At 71.4% G+C, this 15742-nt stretch carries 13 protein-coding genes; 8 read left to right on the top strand and 5 right to left on the bottom strand.

Features of this window, described 5'->3' with window-relative positions:
* Positions 1–77 precede the first annotated feature (77 nt).
* Complete coding sequence (locus ACFJGU_RS21000; protein ID WP_382306320.1) at positions 78–632, bottom strand: YceI family protein; 555 nt, start codon at positions 630–632, stop codon at positions 78–80.
* 112 nt (positions 633–744) lie between these two features.
* Positions 745–1242 (bottom strand): hypothetical protein, encoded by a 498-nt coding sequence (locus ACFJGU_RS21005; RefSeq protein ID WP_382306322.1) that lies wholly within the window; start codon positions 1240–1242, stop codon positions 745–747.
* 71 nt (positions 1243–1313) lie between these two features.
* On the opposite strand from ACFJGU_RS21005, the gene ACFJGU_RS21010 reads away from it, so the two are divergent.
* Entirely contained in the window at positions 1314–2489 is a 1176-nt protein-coding gene (locus ACFJGU_RS21010; RefSeq protein WP_382306324.1) for a coiled-coil domain-containing protein, read from the top strand.
* Positions 2490–2504: 15 nt separating this feature from the next.
* Here ACFJGU_RS21010 and ACFJGU_RS21015 read toward each other — a convergent pair whose 3' ends face one another.
* Positions 2505–3488, bottom strand: a complete 984-nt coding sequence (locus ACFJGU_RS21015; protein WP_382306325.1) for a DNA-3-methyladenine glycosylase family protein — start codon at positions 3486–3488, stop codon at positions 2505–2507.
* Between the two features lie 59 nt (positions 3489–3547).
* Positions 3548–4504, bottom strand: coding sequence for an NUDIX domain-containing protein (locus tag ACFJGU_RS21020; protein ID WP_382306326.1), 957 nt, complete (start codon positions 4502–4504; stop codon positions 3548–3550).
* 52 nt (positions 4505–4556) lie between these two features.
* On the opposite strand from ACFJGU_RS21020, the gene folP reads away from it, so the two are divergent.
* The 5 genes from folP (at position 4557) to ACFJGU_RS21045 (ending at position 10100) form a co-directional block, all read left to right on the top strand.
* Positions 4557–5459, top strand: coding sequence for a dihydropteroate synthase (gene folP / locus ACFJGU_RS21025; protein ID WP_382306328.1), 903 nt, complete (start codon positions 4557–4559; stop codon positions 5457–5459).
* Positions 5460–5475: 16 nt separating this feature from the next.
* Positions 5476–6240 carry a pyrimidine reductase family protein gene (locus ACFJGU_RS21030; RefSeq protein ID WP_382306329.1) on the top strand — a complete coding sequence of 255 codons (765 nt, stop codon included), beginning with the start codon at positions 5476–5478 and terminating at the stop codon, positions 6238–6240.
* Positions 6241–6464: 224 nt separating this feature from the next.
* Positions 6465–8402, top strand: a complete 1938-nt coding sequence (locus tag ACFJGU_RS21035) for a glycosyltransferase family 39 protein (RefSeq protein ID WP_382306331.1) — start codon at positions 6465–6467, stop codon at positions 8400–8402.
* A gap of 73 nt (positions 8403–8475) precedes the next feature.
* On the top strand, positions 8476–9378 hold the full coding sequence (locus ACFJGU_RS21040) for a DUF4397 domain-containing protein (RefSeq protein ID WP_382306333.1): 903 nt from the start codon (positions 8476–8478) through the stop codon (positions 9376–9378).
* The gene (locus ACFJGU_RS21045; RefSeq protein WP_382306335.1) at positions 9378–10100 is read left to right on the top strand and encodes a class F sortase; all 723 of its coding nucleotides are present in this window, start codon (positions 9378–9380) and stop codon (positions 10098–10100) included. Before ACFJGU_RS21040 ends, ACFJGU_RS21045 begins: the two co-directional genes overlap by 1 nt.
* A gap of 19 nt (positions 10101–10119) precedes the next feature.
* Here ACFJGU_RS21045 and ACFJGU_RS21050 read toward each other — a convergent pair whose 3' ends face one another.
* Positions 10120–12627, bottom strand: a complete 2508-nt coding sequence (locus tag ACFJGU_RS21050; RefSeq protein WP_382306337.1) for a DEAD/DEAH box helicase — start codon at positions 12625–12627, stop codon at positions 10120–10122.
* A 194-nt stretch (positions 12628–12821) separates the two neighbouring features.
* On the opposite strand from ACFJGU_RS21050, the gene ACFJGU_RS21055 reads away from it, so the two are divergent.
* Together ACFJGU_RS21055 and ACFJGU_RS21060 are read left to right on the top strand one after the other, a co-directional pair.
* The gene (locus ACFJGU_RS21055) at positions 12822–13205 is read left to right on the top strand and encodes an RNA-binding S4 domain-containing protein (protein WP_382306339.1); all 384 of its coding nucleotides are present in this window, start codon (positions 12822–12824) and stop codon (positions 13203–13205) included.
* A 69-nt stretch (positions 13206–13274) separates the two neighbouring features.
* On the top strand, positions 13275–15623 hold the full coding sequence (locus tag ACFJGU_RS21060) for a hypothetical protein (protein ID WP_382306341.1): 2349 nt from the start codon (positions 13275–13277) through the stop codon (positions 15621–15623).
* Positions 15624–15742: the final 119 nt, after the last annotated feature.

The following is a 15742-nucleotide window of genomic DNA, read 5'->3' on the forward strand; positions in this document are numbered from 1 at the left end:
GGCGGGACGGATCCCAGCCGGCGGCGTCATGCATCCGGGGTGCTGCAGCCGATCTGTGGGCCGCAGCGCGAGGAGGATTACGGCTGCAGAACGGCCTGCACGTCGATGGTGATGGTGACCTTGTCGCCCACCAGGACGCCGCCGGTCTCGAGGGCCGCGTTCCAGTTCACACCGAACTCGTTGCGGTCGACCTCGGTCTTGGCGCTGAAACCGGCCTTGTAGTTGCCGTAGGGGTCGGTGCCGAAGCCACCGAACTCGAAGTCGAAGGTGACCGGCTTGGTGACGCCCTTGATGGTGAGGTCGCCGTCGATCTTGAAGTCGTCGCCCTGCTGACGCACGCCCGTGGAGACGAAGGTCAGCTGCGGGTGCGTGGGGGCGTCGAAGAAGTCGTTGGTGCGGAGGTGTCCGTCGCGGTTCTCGTCGTTCGTGTTGACCGAAGCGACGTCGGCGGTCGCGGTGACGGAGGTCTCGAGCGGGTTCGGCGCGGTGACGAACGTGGCGTCGAACTTCTCGAACTTGCCGCGCACCTTGCTGATGAGCATGTGGCGAACGCTGAACGAGACCTCGCTGTGCGAGGGGTCGATGGTCCAGCTGCCGACCTTGTACCCGGGGATCTCGATGGTGTCTGTCATTGTGTCTCTCTTCGTGGATCGTCGTTTTCAGGCGCGAAGATGGCCCGCATCAATACAAATGCATGGACCTGATCGTTTATTCCCGCGAACCTTCGCTCGACCGAAAACGGCGTCAGCGGAGGATCTCGACCATCAACACCCAGGCGTTCACGATCGAGGCGATGAAGATCAGGATGAATCCCGCCGCCACGAAGAGAAGGCCGGCCGGATTCCCGACCGCCACGAGCACGCCGCCGACGAGCACCGGGAGAAGCTGGCCGATGCCGAGAACCGCGTCGCCGATCTTGGCGCGTCGCGTCGGGCCGTCGGTCGTGGCGAACATCTGGCGGAGCGCCACCCACTGCAGGGCCAGGGCGCCGATGGCGAACACCGCCAGTTCGAGGCCGAGTGCGACCGCCCACTGCGACGGGATGAGCAGAGCCACCGAGGAGACCACGATCACCACCACGGAACCGATCGTGGCGCCGGAGCGGGCGGGCAGGGCCGACCCCTGGACGATCTCCTTGATGTTGACCGACATGGCGACGATGATCAGCCCCGCGAGCGCTCCCGCGGCACCGGCGGACGCCACCGCGAAGTCGTGCCAGCCTTCCAGGGGAATGGGATCCATGCCGGAATCGTATCGGGGACGCGCGCGGCCGTTCAGTACATCTTTCACTTTCGTCACATAGCCTGGGGCCCATGTGGAAGTCCCCTGCCCGCGCCCTGGGCGTGGTCGCGGCTCTCGTCGCACTCGTCGCCACGCCGAATCTGGCCGCGTCGGCGACCCCGGCGGCGGCCCCCGGCAGCCCGGCCGGCTCGGTGCGGATCGACTACCCCAGCTGGGACGAGGTGAACGCCGCCAAGCAGAACGAGCAGCAGAAGCAGAAGGAGGTCAACGACATCCAGGCCGCACTCACCCAGCTCCAGGCCGAATCCGACCAGCGCACGCAGGAGGCACTGCAGCGCGGGCAGGAATACCTTCAGGCGACCTACGACCTCCAAGCGGCGACCACCTACGCCGCGACCCTCGACGCCCAGGCGGCGTCCGCCACCGAGAAGGCAAGCACCGCGAACACGCAGGCGGGACAGATCGTCGCCCAGCTCTACCGGGCAGGAGGCGACTCCACCCTCAGCCTGATCCTCAACCAGAACGATTCCGACTCGCTGCTCTACCAGCTCGGGACGATGTCGAAGCTCACCGAGCAGACCGCGGGCATCCGCGATGCCGCACTCGCCGCTCAGAACACCGCCGACGCTCTCACCGCGCAGGCCGACGTGGCCAAGGCCGAACGCGACCGGCTCTCCCAGGAGGCGAACGTACGCCTGCAGGCGGCCGAAGACGCACAGGCCGAGGCCGCCGCCCGAGTCGCCGAGGAGAAGGCGCACAAAGACCAGCTCTTCGCCCAGCTGGCGTCGCTGCAGAACACCACCGCTGCGCTGGAGAAGCAGCGCGCCGACGGCATCGCCCAAGAGGAAGCCGACCGCAAGAAGCAGGCGGAGGAAGCCGCCGCAGCCGCCGGTGGCGGCGGCAGCGCCTGGGTTCCCGGCGACGGGTCGATCATGTCGCCCGCCGAGGCGCAGGCCTACGCCGCGAGCATCATGCCCTCCTACGGGTGGGACGACGCGCAGTTCAACTGCCTCGTGCGGCTGTGGATCGGCGAATCCGGATGGCGCGCCAACGCTCTCAACGAGTCGAGCGGGGCATACGGCATCCCGCAGTCCCTGCCGGCGAACAAGATGGCCTCGGTGGCCGACGACTACCTGACCAACGCCGCCACCCAGATCATCTGGGGCGCCAATTACATCGCGGGCCGCTACGGGAACCCCTGCACGGCCTTGAGCACCTGGACGGCGCGCAACCCGCACTGGTACTAGGCCCGACGCCCGTGCTCAGTGCCAGCGGTGGTCTTGGATCGTCATGCGCGGTCCGTGCCGCGGTGCGCGGAATCCGCTCGCGAACACGAGCCGCACGATCCGCTGTCGGTGCCCGGCCCAGGGTTCGAGCAGTTCGGCGAGCGCGTCGTCGTCGATCGGCTCGCCCACCAGAGCCCAGCCGATCTGAGCGGCCAGGTGGTAGTCGCCGAAGCTGACCGCATCCGGATCGCCGTGCGATCGCTGCGACGTCTCCGCCGCCGTCCACACCCCGACGCCCGACACCGTGCGCAGCAGGCGCTGCACCTCGGCACCGCCGCGCTCGTGCACCGTGGTGCGCTCGAGGCCGCCCGCGACGGTCGCCGCCGCGATGACCGTGCGGGAACGCCGTGGGTCGACCCCCGCACGGTGCCACTCCCAGGACGGGATGCGGCGCCACTGCTCCGGCGTGAGAGGCACCCGGAGCTGCGGTGGCACCGGCCCGGGAGGCCGCTCGCCGTGCGCCGTCACGAGCACGCGCCAGGCGCGGAACGCCTCGGTCGACGTGACCTTCTGCTCGATGATCGCGGCGGCAAGCGAGTCGAGCACCCGACCGGTGCGCGTCAGCCGCAGCCCGGGATTCCGGTGCAGCGCCGTGGCGAGCAGTTCGTGCCCCGAGGCGTCGAGCCCGCTCCAGTCGTCGCCGGCGCCGAGCAGCTGCGGCGCGCTCTCGAGAGCAGCGGATGCGCCACTCCCCCACGCGCGCACGAGCACCCGCCCGCGCGTTCCCGAGAAGTGCAGGCTCGCGGTGCCCTCGGGCGTGCGGAGGGCGATCCAGATGCCGCCGCCGGACTCGTCGAAACGCACGCACGGGTCGCCCGGACCGCGCCGCAACGGCGCGAGCGTGGCCCGGAAATCGACCGGCTCGCGCGGCTCGTAGACCAGCTCGAGCGGCTCGCGGGCCGGCGCGGGCGCATCCGCCCGCGCGTGCCCCGCTGCGCTCGGCTCGCTCGTGATCGTCATGTCGCAAGAAGACTACGTGAGGGCGCGGACATCGCCGAGCCGCCCGCCCGCGTGCCGCTTCAGGACCGGGGGTCCACCGCGTCGAGCAGGTCGAGGAGCCAGCGCGGGCCGCGCACCTCGGCGCCGAACGCCGCGACACGATCGGACAGTTCCCGATCCGCCGTCACGACGATCGTCACCGACGGAGCGTCGGGGGCGATCCGGGACAGACGCTCGACCTCGTCCACGATCGCGTCGTCGCCCGAACCCTCGGCACGGACCACCGTGACTTCCGGCGTCAGGGCCGCGACTCCGGGCACGGCCATGCCGCCGGCCGCATCCTCGCCCCCGCCCGCCGCCGTGGCCTGTCCCTCGAGCACGACGGAGAAACGCGGCCACGCGCGCCCCGGGGACCTCCCGAACTCCGTCGCCGCGACTCCGGCCGAACTCACCAGATGAACGCGCTGCAGCAGCCGCGCAGCCGCACCCGCTCGATCCTTCCACCAGCCGTCGGGCCGCGACCCCACGACGTTCGCGGCGTCGACCACGACCCGCACCGATTCCCCCAGCCGCTCCCGCAACCGCGGCCACGACGAGCCGAAGCCGGGGTGCAGGGGCAGCGCGTCGACCTCGTCGACCGGAACCCAGCGCAATTCGAGACTCTCGGCATCGCCGATGCTCGGCTCGAACGGTCGCGCCGCCCGGGCGACCACCGTCTCGTACGACCAGAAACCGAGGTCGAACACCGAGGTGAACGCGACCGCCAGGGCATCGGCAGGCACCCCGGCCTCCTCGCCGGCTTCCCGGATGGCGCCGGCCACCGCCGACTCGCCCTCGTGCCGCGCACCGCCCGGCAACCCCCAGGTGCCGCCGAAATGACTCCACTCGGCCCGATGCTGCAACAGGATGCCCGCCGCCGGGTCGTGCACGAGGAGCCCGGCCGCGCCGTAGCGGCCCCAGTAGCGCCGGCCGTCAGGCCCTTCGACCCAGGCGTCGCCGCTGTCACGCGGCGGGAGGCGGGGCGGGGCTTCGGACATGCTCCCAGCTTCTCATGGCGTGCCGTGCGGTTCGAACGGCCATGATGGAGGGATGCAGGATGCTCCCACCGCGCCGTATCTGCCCCCACTGGCGCACCCGGAGCGGCAGCTGGGCACGCGGCACTTCGACTTCGATCGTCAGGTGGCCGTGATGGCGATCGTGAACCGCACGCCCGACTCCTTCTTCGACCAGGGCGCCACCTTCGCCCTCGATCGCGCCGTCGACGCGGCGATCGCCGCCGCCGAGGCGGGCGCCGACTGGGTGGACATCGGCGGCGCCAAGTTCGCACCGGGGCCCGAGATCTCGGCCGCGGAAGAACTCGATCGGGTGCTCCCCGTGGTCGAAGCCGTGGCGGCGCAGAGCGACGTCGTGATCTCGGTCGACACCTTCCGGGCATCCGTCGCCGCCGCGTGCGTCGCCGCCGGCGCCCACGTCGTGAACGACACCACGGGCCTGAGCGATCCCGAGATGGCCGGGGTGATCGCGGCATCCGGAGCCTCGCTCGTGGTCACGCACAGCCTCGCCGAACCCCGCAAGCCGTACCCGCATCCCCGCTACGACGACATCGCCGCCGAGGTGCGGGCGTTCCTCGAGGAGCGGGTCGAGCGCGCCATCGCCGCCGGTGTCTCCTCCGACCGCCTGTTCATCGACCCTGGGCACGATCTCAACAAGAACACGGTGCAGAGCCTGGAGCTGACGCGGCGTCTGGCCGAGATCACGCGCATCGGCATCCCGACGCTGGCCGCGGTGTCGAACAAGGACTTCGTGGGCGAGAGCCTCGGCGCCGAGAAGCACGACCGCCTCGAGGGATCGATCGTCGCCGCGACCGCCTGCGTGATGCTGGGCGCCCGTATCGTGCGGATGCACGACGTGCGCGCCTCCGTGGCGGCGATGCGGATGCTCGAAGCGATCCTGGGGTTCCGGGAGCCCGTGTGGGCCGTGCACAACGTCTGAGCCGGGAGGCCCTGAGATGACCGAGATCGTCGAACTGTTCCCCGAGCCGGGCGACCCGCTCGAACCCGGGGCGCTGCTCTCCCGCTACGCGCCCGCCGACCGCAGCGAGCCGCGGTTGCGCGTGAACTTCATTCAGAGCGTCGACGGATCGGCCACCCTCGAGGGCCGCTCGGGCGGCCTGGGCGGACCGGCTGACAAGGCGGTCTTCGACATCCTGCGCGGGGTCTCCGACGTCGTCCTCGTCGGCGCAGGAACGGCTCGCGCCGAGGGTTACGGCGCACTGACGGTCACCGACGACCTGATGGACTGGCGACTCGCGCAGGGCCTGCCGGCGCATCCGACCATGGCACTGGTGAGCAGCAGCCTCGACCTCGACCCGGCCGGCGACCTGTTCGCGAAGGCGTTCACGCGCCCGCTCGTGTTCACGGTGCCGTCGGCGCCGCAGGATGCGCGGGGCCGGCTCGCCGTGGTCGCCACCGTCATCGACGCGGGCGGCACCGGGGACGCGGAGGGACGCGTCGATCCCGCGCTGGTGCGGCGAGAACTGCTCACCCGAGGCCTGCCGCAGGTGCTCTGCGAGGGCGGCCCGCGCCTCTTCGGCGACCTGATCGCCGCCGATCTGGTGGACGAGTTGTGCCTCACGCTGAGCCCCGTGCTCGAGGGTGGTGCCGGACCGCGGATCGCGCTGCCCGCTCGCGATGCTGTCGTGCACCGCGGGCTCGAGCTGGCCCTGCTGCTCCGAAGCGGCAGCATGCTGCTCTCCCGGTGGACGCGCGCCTGACGAGGCGCGGAACTCGTCCGCTCGGCGACGCCATCGGATGACGAGTTCCTGAAAACTTCCCGCGTCACCCAAACGGGTGACGGTTCGTCTACGAATCACCGCCATGCCGGAAGCAGAACGCTTACGCCGTGTGACCCGCCCGACGCATCCGTCGAGGCGTTTCGCCGCGCGCCGTTCCGCTTTCGGCCTAGTGGGCCGCCACCATCCACTTCGGGAGGTGGGCGATGTCGTTCGCCCCGTCCTCATTCGCTGACCTCGACCTCACTCAGAAGAATGACGAAGGCGGTTCGCCGCCGAGTGCACCGCCGCCCACGACGCCCCCGCGCACCGGCGCGGCTGCCTGGCTGCGCCGCCACCGCACCTCGTTCGCCTGGTTCCTGCCCGCTTTCGCGGTCGGGCTGGTGGCACAGATCGTCAATCTCGCGGGCTCCCCGCAGCGGGTCGACACCGAAGGCACCGTCACGGCGCAGGCCTGGGCTCTCGACACGCTGGGCGAGTTCACCGGCGCCCCGCTCTGGTACGACCAGAGTCCGCTCGGCTGGCTGCAGCTGGCCGGCTACGCGAGAGTCACGGGCGCGTTCGAGCGCTACGACGTCGTGCTCGCGGGGCGGGAGTTCATGGTGGTCGTCACCATGGTCTCCGCGACCCTGCTCTGGGTGCTCGCACGGCGGCTCCTGCTCAGTCGACCCGCCGCGACATCCGCCGTTCTGCTCTTCACGCTCTCGCCGCTGGCGCTGTCGTTCCACCGCTCGGTCTCGCTCGACAACATCGCCACGATGTGGTTGCTGGCCTCCTTCGTTCTCGCGCTCAGCCGGCGTCATCAGCTCGCCGCGTTCGCCGGCGCCGCCGCAGCACTCGGAGTCGCCGTGCTCAGCCAGGAGACCTCCCTGCTCGCGCTGCCGCTCGTCGCCTGGCTGATGTGGCAGAGCGTGCCCCCGTCGACCCGGCGCCGCACGCTCGGGGTCGCCGCGGGCGTTCTGGTCCTGATCGGCGCGGGCTACGCTCTGCTGACGCTCATGGAAGGATCGCCCACCGCGGCGGGCGAACCGCTCCCCGTACCGTACGGCCTGTGGTGGCAGCTCGACCGCGTGGGCATCATCGCCACCGGGGGTGCTGCCCTCGGTGCCTTGTTCATGCAGCGTCTGCGACCGTTCGCCATCGCCTTCCTGCTGCTCGCCGCGGTACCGCTGTGGCCGGGCTCCGTACCCGCGTCGTTCGTCACCCTGTTGATCCCCTTCGGGGCGCTCCTCATCCCGGCCGTCGTGCTGACGGCTGCGAGCTCGCTGCTGCCGACGTCGACGGACACCTTCCCACGGCAGGCCATCGGCGTGCTCCTGGTCGGCGCGACCTTGGCGGCAGGATTCCTCGCCGGGCCGCTCTGGACGACCCAGCTCCGCGGCGCCTTCCTGGTCGACCGGGATCAGCCCGTGCGCGACGCCGAGAGCTGGATCGAGTCGAATGTCGCGAAGGATTCGCGACTGATCGTCGACGACTCGATGCGAATCGACCTCGTTCGGGCCGGCTTCGACCCGGAGGAGCTGCTGCGGTATCAGACGCTCGACACCGATTCCACGGCGCGGGCAGCGGCATCCGGGGCCTGGCGCGACTCCGACTACGTCGTGACCACCCGCTCGATGCGCACCGAGTCGGGAGCGGGCGGCAGCCTGGATCAGGCCATCGACAACTCCCTCGTGGTCGCCGGATTCGGGCAGGACGAGCTGCGGGTCGACATCCGCTCGATCCAGCCCGACGGCATCGACCAGGCGAACGAGCAGGCGCGCTCCGGCGCCGCGGACCGCGCCGCCGCCGGTGGACAAGTGGCCGCCAATCCGAACCTCTCGATCCCGGCCGATGCCGACGCCGAGGCGCTCCTCCGCGATGGACGCGTGGATTCGCGGATCCTCCTCTCGCTCGGGCTGCTGCTCGCCGACGGGCCCGCCACGATCACGGGATTCCCGCTCGTCACTGGCGAGAGCGACACCGTCAGGCGTCAGGTGCTCATCTCCTCCTCGTCGTTCGGCGACGACGAGGTGCTGGCGAGCTGGTTCCGGGCACTGGAGGCGCCGGTCGCGCCCGCCTCGGTCGTGACCTCGGCCGACGGCGTGCTCGTGACCTTCCCGATCGACGAACCGGAGGGACTCCTGCCGCATGTCTCTCCGTGACCCCCAGAGCTTCCCATCACACCGCCCCTCCCCATCGCAAGGCCCATCCGACGCACGACCCGAAAGGCAGATCATGAGAACTCGCAACGATCACTCGACGATGCGCCGCCTCCCCCTCGCGGGAGCCGCGCTCACCGCCGCACTAGCCCTCGCGACCGGTGGCGCCCTCACGGCGACCGCCGCGCACGCCGACCCGGCCGGCGGCGGCTGGGTGCGTGTCGCCCACCTCTCCCCCGACACCACCTCGGTCGACGTGCGACTCACCGGCCTCGCCGGCGGCGACCTCGTCTCCGAACTCGACGGGGTCGCCTACGGCGCCGTCTCCGATTACATCGAGGTGCCGCAGGGCACCTATGTGGTGTCGATGGTGCCCTCGGGATCGCCCGACTCGACCGCGCCCATGGTGCGGCAGTCGGTGAACATCCTCAGCGGGCAACCGGTCACCGTGGCCGCTTACGGCCGGAACGCGGAGCTCGACACGAAGGTCTTCTCCGACGATCTCACGCCGCCGGCCGAGGGGCAGGCCCGGGTGCGCGTCATCCAGGCCTCCACGACCGCGAAAGCGGTCGACATCGCCACGACCACCGGAGTTCCGGTCACGCAGAAGGCGAAGCAGGGTACCGCTACCGGGTACGCGAGCGTCGGGGCCGGCCCGTGGACCCTCGACGTCACCAGCGACCCGGCCACCTCGACCACGAGGACCTCCCAGGCGCAGATCGATCTGGCTCCGGGTTCGGTGGCGACGCTGTTCGTGCTCGACACCGCGGACGGCGGACTGACCGTGAAACCCGTGGTCGATTCGGCGGGCGTCGGCGAGCTGCCGACCGGAGGCATCCAGACCGGCGGCGGCGGAACCGCGACGGAGCACGTCGGCGTCGGCAACCTCGCCGGCGTGGGGGTGCTGCTGCTCCTCGGCGTCCTGGGCGCGACCGCTCTGCAGCGGCGCCGTGCCGGCGGTGCGACCGGAGCTCGCTGATGCGGCGGCTGACGGCGTCGGCCCGGGCTGCCCCGCCCGTCGTCATGCTGGCGGGCGCGCTCCTGGCCCTCGCCGGGCTGGTGGCCGGATGCGCCGGCCCGGGAGCGAGCGACGGCGGAAGCAGCAGCTCCCAGACCGGGGACGGCAGCGCATCCGCCTCTTCCCCGCCGCCCGACGCCGGGTCGGATGACGATGCCCGATCCGATCCCTCGATCGGTGCGGCGGGCGCCCTGCAAGATCCTCAGCTCGCGACCCCGACGCCGGACGGGCGGAACGCCACGCCGCCCGTGCGCGTGCGCATCCCCGTGATCGGCGTCGATTCGGCCCTCGAGTCACTGACCCGCGACGCGACGGGATGGATCCAGGCCCCCGCCGACTTCGGCAGCGCCGGTTGGTACCGCGACGGCGTGGTGCCCGGGCAGCTCGGGCCGGCCGTCATCGCCGGGCACATCGACTCCGCCGTCGGCCCTGCCGTGTTCTACGACCTCGCCTCGCTCTCGGCGGGCGACACCGTGCAGGTCGATCTCGCGGACGGCAGCACCGTCGCGTTCCGGGTCGACCGCAGCATCCAGGTGCCGAAGAACGACTTCCCCACCGCCGACGTCTACGGCCCGACGCCCGACGCGCAGCTCCGGCTGGTCACCTGCGGTGGAGCGTTCGACGACGCCTCCGGACACTACGTGGACAACGTCGTGGTGTTCGCGACGAAGATCGACGGCTGAGAGGTCGGCCGGTGCGCGCCTAGAGCTGGTCGACCGCCGTGATGCGCACCACCGCGACACCTGCCTCGTTCGAGGCGGCGAGGTCGATCTCGGCCGAAATGCCCCAGTCGTGGTCGCCGGCGGGGTCGTCGAAGATCTGGCGGGCCCGCCAGACGGTGGGGGTCTCCTCGAGGATGAGCAGCGCCGCACTCCGCGCGTGCGGGCCGATGCCCACCGAGTCGTGCACGTCGTAGTAGTCGTCCATGGCGGAGGCCCAGCGATCGGCGGTGAAGCCGGAGGCGGCATCCAGTTCGCCGAGCTCGGTCCAGGCCTCGCGCGCGGCGAGCGTGACCCGCCGGAACAGCTCGTTGCGCACCAGGATGCGGAAAGCCCGCGGGTTCGAGGTGAGCAGGCGCGGCGCGGGAGGCACGATGGCCTCCTCCGAGTCCTCGCGCGCGGCCGCGGCGGCCACCGCCTCGGGATTGATCAGCGCCTCCCACTCGTCGAGCACGCTCGAGTCGGTCTGCCGCACCAGCTCGCCGAGCCACTCGATCAGGTCGAGCAGGTCGTCGTTCTTGTACTCGTCGGGAACCGTCGTGCGGAGCGTGCGGTAGGCGTCCGACAGGTAGCGCAGCACGAGCCCCTCCGAGCGGGCCAGCCGGTAGAAGGCGGTGTACTCGCCGAACGACATCGCCCGCTCGTACATGTCGCGGATCACCGATTTCGGCGAGATGTCGAAGTCGCCGATCCAGGGCTGCGTGGCCCGGTAGGTCTCGAAGGCTTCGCCGAGCAGGCCCGCGAGCGGCTTGGGGTAGGTGACTTCCTCGAGCAGCTCCATGCGCTGCTCGTACTCGATGCCCTCGGCCTTCATCGCCTGCACGGCCTCTCCGCGGGCCACGAACTGCTGCGCCGAGAGCACGGGACGCGGGTCGTCCAGGATGGCCTCGGTCACCGATACCACGTCGAGCGCGAAGGTGGGCGACTCCTCGTCGAGCAGGTCGTAGACGGCGAGCGCGAAGGGCGACAGCGGCTGGTTGAGCGCGAAGTTCGGCTGCAGGTCGACGGTGAGACGGATGAGCGTCTGACCGGTCGTCGCATCCGTCACCTCCTCGACCACCCCGGCCGTGCGGAGGGTGCGGTAGATGGCGAGCGCCTGACGGATGAGGTCGCGTTGCCGTGGCCTCGGCTCGTGGTTGTCTTCGAGCAGCTCGCGCATGCTCGTGAACACGTCTCCGCCGCGCGCGATGGTGTTGAGCACCATGGCGTGTGTGACGGTGAGGTGGGAGGTGAGCCGCTCGGGCTGCGCGGCGATGAGCTTCTCGAAGCTCGGCTCACCCCAGGAGACGAAGCCCTCCGGCGCCTTCTTGCGGATGAACTTGCGCCGCTTCTTCGGGTCGTCGCCCATCTTCGCGAGCGCCTTGAGGTTCTCGGTCTCGTGCTCGGGCGCCTGCACCACGACGGTGCCCGCGGTGTCGAAGCCCGCGCGGCCGGCCCGTCCGGCGATCTGGTGGAACTCGCGGGCGGTGAGCTGGCGCATCCGGGTGCCGTCGAATTTCGTGAGAGCCGACAGCAGCACGGTGCGGATCGGCACGTTGATACCGACTCCGAGCGTGTCGGTGCCGCAGATGACGCGGAGGAGACCCCGCTGCGCGAGGCGCTCGACCAGGCGGCGGTACTTCGGCAGCATGCCGGCGTGGTGCACCCCGATGCCCAGGCGCAGGAGGCGCGAGAGTGTCTTGCCGAAAGCGGTGGTGAAGCGGAACGGACCGATCAGTTCGGCGATCTCGTCGCGCATGGCCCGCGTGGCCACGGTGATGCTGGAGAGCGCCTGCGCACGCTCGACCGCGGCGAGCTGCGCGAAGTGCACGATGTAGATGGGGGCGCGCTGCGTGGCGAGCAGTTCTTCGACCGTCTCCTGGATCGGCGTCGTGGCGTAGCTGTAGCTCAGCGGCACCGGGCGGTCGACGCCCGTGATGACCGTGGTCTCGCGGCCGGTGCGGCGCGAGAGGTCCTCGGCCAGCCAGTCGACCTCGCCGAGGGTCGCCGACATGAGCACGAATTGCACGCCGGGGAGGGTGAGGATGGGCACCTGCCAGGCCCAGCCGCGGTCGGGTTCGGAGTAGAAATGGAACTCGTCCATCACCACCTGCCCCACTTCGGTGTCGGCACCGTGTCGCAGGGCGAGGTTCGCGAGGATCTCGGCGGTCGCGCAGATGATCGGCGCATCCGCGTTCACGGAGGAGTCGCCGGTGACCATACCCACGTTCTCGGCGCCGAAGATCTCCACCAGGTCGAAGAACTTCTCCGAGACGAGCGCCTTGATGGGGGCTGTGTAGTAGGAGCGGATGCCCTGGGCGAGCGCCACGGCGTGCGCCCCGACCGCCACGAGCGACTTTCCGGTTCCGGTGGGGGTGGAGAGGATGACGTTCTCGCCCGAGACGATCGCGACGATCGACTCGTCCTGCGCCGGGTAGAGCGGGGTGCCGCGGTCGGCGGCCCAGCTCGCGAAGGCGTCGTAGGCGGCATCCGCGTCGTAGGGGTCCGGCATGGCCGGACGGGACGGGAGGGCGGATGCTGGCACCCGCCCAGCCTAGGCGGTGGGGGAAGAGCCGGCCCGCGGCGGTTCTCCTCCGTTTCGGGAGGAGGAAACGCGAACGACCCTCTCCACAGGCGGTCGTTCGCGTCTCCTCCGCCCGAAATCGCGCCCGGCCTCCGTGCGGCTGGATGTGCGAGGCTGTCGGCATGGTTTCCGAGGGTTCCGTGCGCGTCGACAGCTGGCTCTGGGCGGTGCGCGTCTACAAGACGCGATCCGCCGCCACCGCTGCGTGCCGGGCCGGCCACGTGCGCCTGAACGGCGAGCGCGTGAAGGCCGCTCAGAACGTGCGGGTGGGCGACGAGGTGCGGGCCAGGATCAGCGGGTTCGACCGCATCCTCACCGTGCGCGCCCTCGCCGTGAAACGCGGATCGGCGGCCGTCGCGGCGACCTGCGTCACCGACCTCACGCCGCCTCCCCCGCCCCGCGAATCCGTGGCCTTCGTGCCGGTGCGCGACCGCGGCACCGGGCGCCCGACCAAGCGCGACCGTCGCGAGATCGAACGGCTGCGCGGTGTCAGGGACGACTACTAACCTTGACTCTGACGAGCCGCAGCGACGAGCGGCAATCTCTCCCGACAACGCGAGGCCAGTAGGAGCATCATGTCTGACGCACCCCCGACCGAATACCAGCTCACCGGGCGCGACCGCACCGCTCTGAAGTTCGTGGGGGCCTCGCTGGCGATCGGCACCCCGGAGTTCCGGCAGCGGTACGACGCGATCGTCGACGAGCTCTACCGCCACCACTTCGTCGACCCCACCGCACGCCCCGCCTACGAGCCGCCCGTCGTCGTTCCGGTCGAGGAGGTCGAGACCGAGGACCCGCTGGAGATCATCCGCTCGCAGCTCGGTCTCGTCTTCGACGACCGTCGGGCACGCGACACCGCGCGATCGGACGCCGAGGCCCGGCTCGCGGAGACGTCGTCGCAGCTCGCCACGATGACCGCTCGCTACGAGGACACGCAGGCGCGGCTGGACGCCACGGCCGCCACCCTCGCGACCCGGGAGGAGGAGCTCGCGGCCCTCCACCAGCAGTACGCCGTCGACACGGCTGCACTGCAGCAGCAGCTCGCCGACGAGACCGCTCGGCACGGCGCTCAGCTCGCCGACGAGACCGGGCGGCTGCAGGCCGAACTGGCCGCGACCACCGCGCGGCTCACCGAGGAGCAGCAGGCCTCGACCGCCGGCTACGAAGCGCAGATCGCGGGGCTGCTCGCCGCCCACGCGACGCAGCTCGAGGAGCTGCACGCGGCGCACGGCACGCAGGTCGCGCAGCTCACGGCATCGCACGACGCCCAGGTGGCGCAGTTGACCGGTGCCCACGCCGCTCAGCTCGAGGAGCTGCAGCAGGCCCACGACGTCGAGAGCTCGCAGCTGCGGGCCGGGCACGCGTCGGAGTCCGAGGAACTGCGGCTGCACGACGAGCAGGTGCGCGCGGCGCACGCGGCTCAGCTCGAGGAGCTCGCGGCCCAGCACGCCGCGGAGACGGCACAGCTGCGCGAGCAGTCGGCTGCCGAGATCGCCGAGCTGCGGGCAGAACACGCGGCCGAGACCGAACGTCTCCGGGCCGAGGCGGCCGCTGCCGCCGAACAGGCCCGTGTCGACCACGAGGCCACCGTCGCCGAATTGCAGCGCGTCCGGCTCGAGGCCACCAGCGAAGCCGAGCGGGTGCAGGGCGAGGCGGCCTCCGAAGCGGAGCGAGTGCGCGCCGAGGCAGCAGCAGCTGCCGCGCTGCTCGCCACCGAGCACGCCGCCGAGACCGAGCGACTCCGGGCCGAGGCAGCGGATGCCGCGGCTCGCCTCCAGGCCGAGGCGGAGGCCGCGCGAGCCGAAGCCGAGGAGTTGCGGGCCGCCCACGCCGCCGAGACTGAAGGACTGCGGAGCGAGGCCGAAGCGGAGGCCGAGCGCGTCCGAGTCGAGGCCCAGGCCGAGGCGGAAGCCGCCCGCGCCGAGGCGGAAGCCGCCCGCGCCGACGCAGACGCGCAGGCGGAGGCGGCACGGGCTGACGCAGAAGCTGAGGCGGAAGCCGCGCGCGCCGAAGCGGAAGCCGCGCGCGCCGAAGCCGACGCGGAGATCGAACGCATCCGGGTCGAGGCGGAGGCCGCGGCCGAGCGTCTCCGTGCCGAGAACGCCGCCGCGCTCGAGCAGCTGAGCGCAGAGGCGGAGCGGCTCCGCGCCGAGCACGCCGCCACCCTGGCCGGCCTGGCCGCCCAGGGCGAGGGAGCCGAGGCCCAGGCCGCTCAGACGGCAGCCGACCTCGACGAGGCCCGTGCCCGCATCAGCGCGCTGGAGAGCGAGCTCGCCGACGCACGCGACGAGACCGAATCGGCCCGTGCGGCCGTCTTCTCCGAGGAGATCCCCTCGGAGGCGGACGCCGCCGCCCTCGACGAGGCGCGCGCCCGGGTCGCCGAGCTCGAGGAGCAGCTGGCCGAGGCGCAGGCTGCGGCCGATGCGGCCACCTCCGCCGCTGCGACCGCCTCCGAAGCCGCTGCCGACGCAGCCGCGAGAGCCGCCGAGCGCGAAGCCGAGGCCACGGAGGCAGCGGGCGCCGCCCGTGCCGCCGCCGCGGTGGCCGTCGCGGCTCCGGCTGTCGATCCGGCTGAGCTGGAGAACGCTCGCGCCCTGGTGGCCGACCTGGAGAACGAGCTGAGGGATGCGCGCACCGAGATCGGCATCCTGGCCGACGAGCGCGACCGCGCGCTCTCCGACTCCGCCATCTCGCTCGAAGACCGTGAGAAGCTCAGCGACGCCCTCACCGAGCTGCAGGCGAGCCGCAACGTCTCGGTCGGGGCCATCGAGGCCGAGCTGCGATCGGCGCGCGCCCTCGTCGACGAGATCGAGGAGATCGCCACCGGCCAGCTCTGCGCCGAGGACGAGACCAGCGAGTACGCCATCGGCGCGAACGACGCGGCCGTGCTCGTGCTCAACGCGATCGCGGGCGAGATCGACTGAGCCGACACGGTGAGCGATCGGCGATCATCCCGGCCCCGGATGTGTACACTGTCCACAACGACTCGCGTCCTCCTGACGAGCGGATGCGCGCCCGACCACTCCGAACACGCCGCCTGGCG

Source organism: Herbiconiux sp. UC225_62 (assembly GCF_042694625.1).
Classification (GTDB): Bacteria; Actinomycetota; Actinomycetes; order Actinomycetales; family Microbacteriaceae; genus Herbiconiux.

Excerpts from the sequence above, each read along its gene's own strand:
- ACFJGU_RS21000 (WP_382306320.1), bottom strand. The coding sequence starts at position 632 with ATGACAGACACCATCGAGATCCCCGGGTACAAGGTCGGCAGCTGGACC.
- ACFJGU_RS21005 (WP_382306322.1), bottom strand. The coding sequence starts at position 1,242 with ATGGATCCCATTCCCCTGGAAGGCTGGCACGACTTCGCGGTGGCGTCC.
- ACFJGU_RS21010 (WP_382306324.1), top strand. The coding sequence starts at position 1,314 with ATGTGGAAGTCCCCTGCCCGCGCCCTGGGCGTGGTCGCGGCTCTCGTC.
- ACFJGU_RS21015 (WP_382306325.1), bottom strand. The coding sequence starts at position 3,488 with ATGACGATCACGAGCGAGCCGAGCGCAGCGGGGCACGCGCGGGCGGAT.
- ACFJGU_RS21020 (WP_382306326.1), bottom strand. The coding sequence starts at position 4,504 with ATGTCCGAAGCCCCGCCCCGCCTCCCGCCGCGTGACAGCGGCGACGCC.
- folP (WP_382306328.1), top strand. The coding sequence starts at position 4,557 with ATGCAGGATGCTCCCACCGCGCCGTATCTGCCCCCACTGGCGCACCCG.
- ACFJGU_RS21030 (WP_382306329.1), top strand. The coding sequence starts at position 5,476 with ATGACCGAGATCGTCGAACTGTTCCCCGAGCCGGGCGACCCGCTCGAA.
- ACFJGU_RS21035 (WP_382306331.1), top strand. The coding sequence starts at position 6,465 with ATGTCGTTCGCCCCGTCCTCATTCGCTGACCTCGACCTCACTCAGAAG.
- ACFJGU_RS21040 (WP_382306333.1), top strand. The coding sequence starts at position 8,476 with ATGAGAACTCGCAACGATCACTCGACGATGCGCCGCCTCCCCCTCGCG.
- ACFJGU_RS21045 (WP_382306335.1), top strand. The coding sequence starts at position 9,378 with ATGCGGCGGCTGACGGCGTCGGCCCGGGCTGCCCCGCCCGTCGTCATG.
- ACFJGU_RS21050 (WP_382306337.1), bottom strand. The coding sequence starts at position 12,627 with ATGCCGGACCCCTACGACGCGGATGCCGCCTACGACGCCTTCGCGAGC.
- ACFJGU_RS21055 (WP_382306339.1), top strand. The coding sequence starts at position 12,822 with ATGGTTTCCGAGGGTTCCGTGCGCGTCGACAGCTGGCTCTGGGCGGTG.
- ACFJGU_RS21060 (WP_382306341.1), top strand. The coding sequence starts at position 13,275 with ATGTCTGACGCACCCCCGACCGAATACCAGCTCACCGGGCGCGACCGC.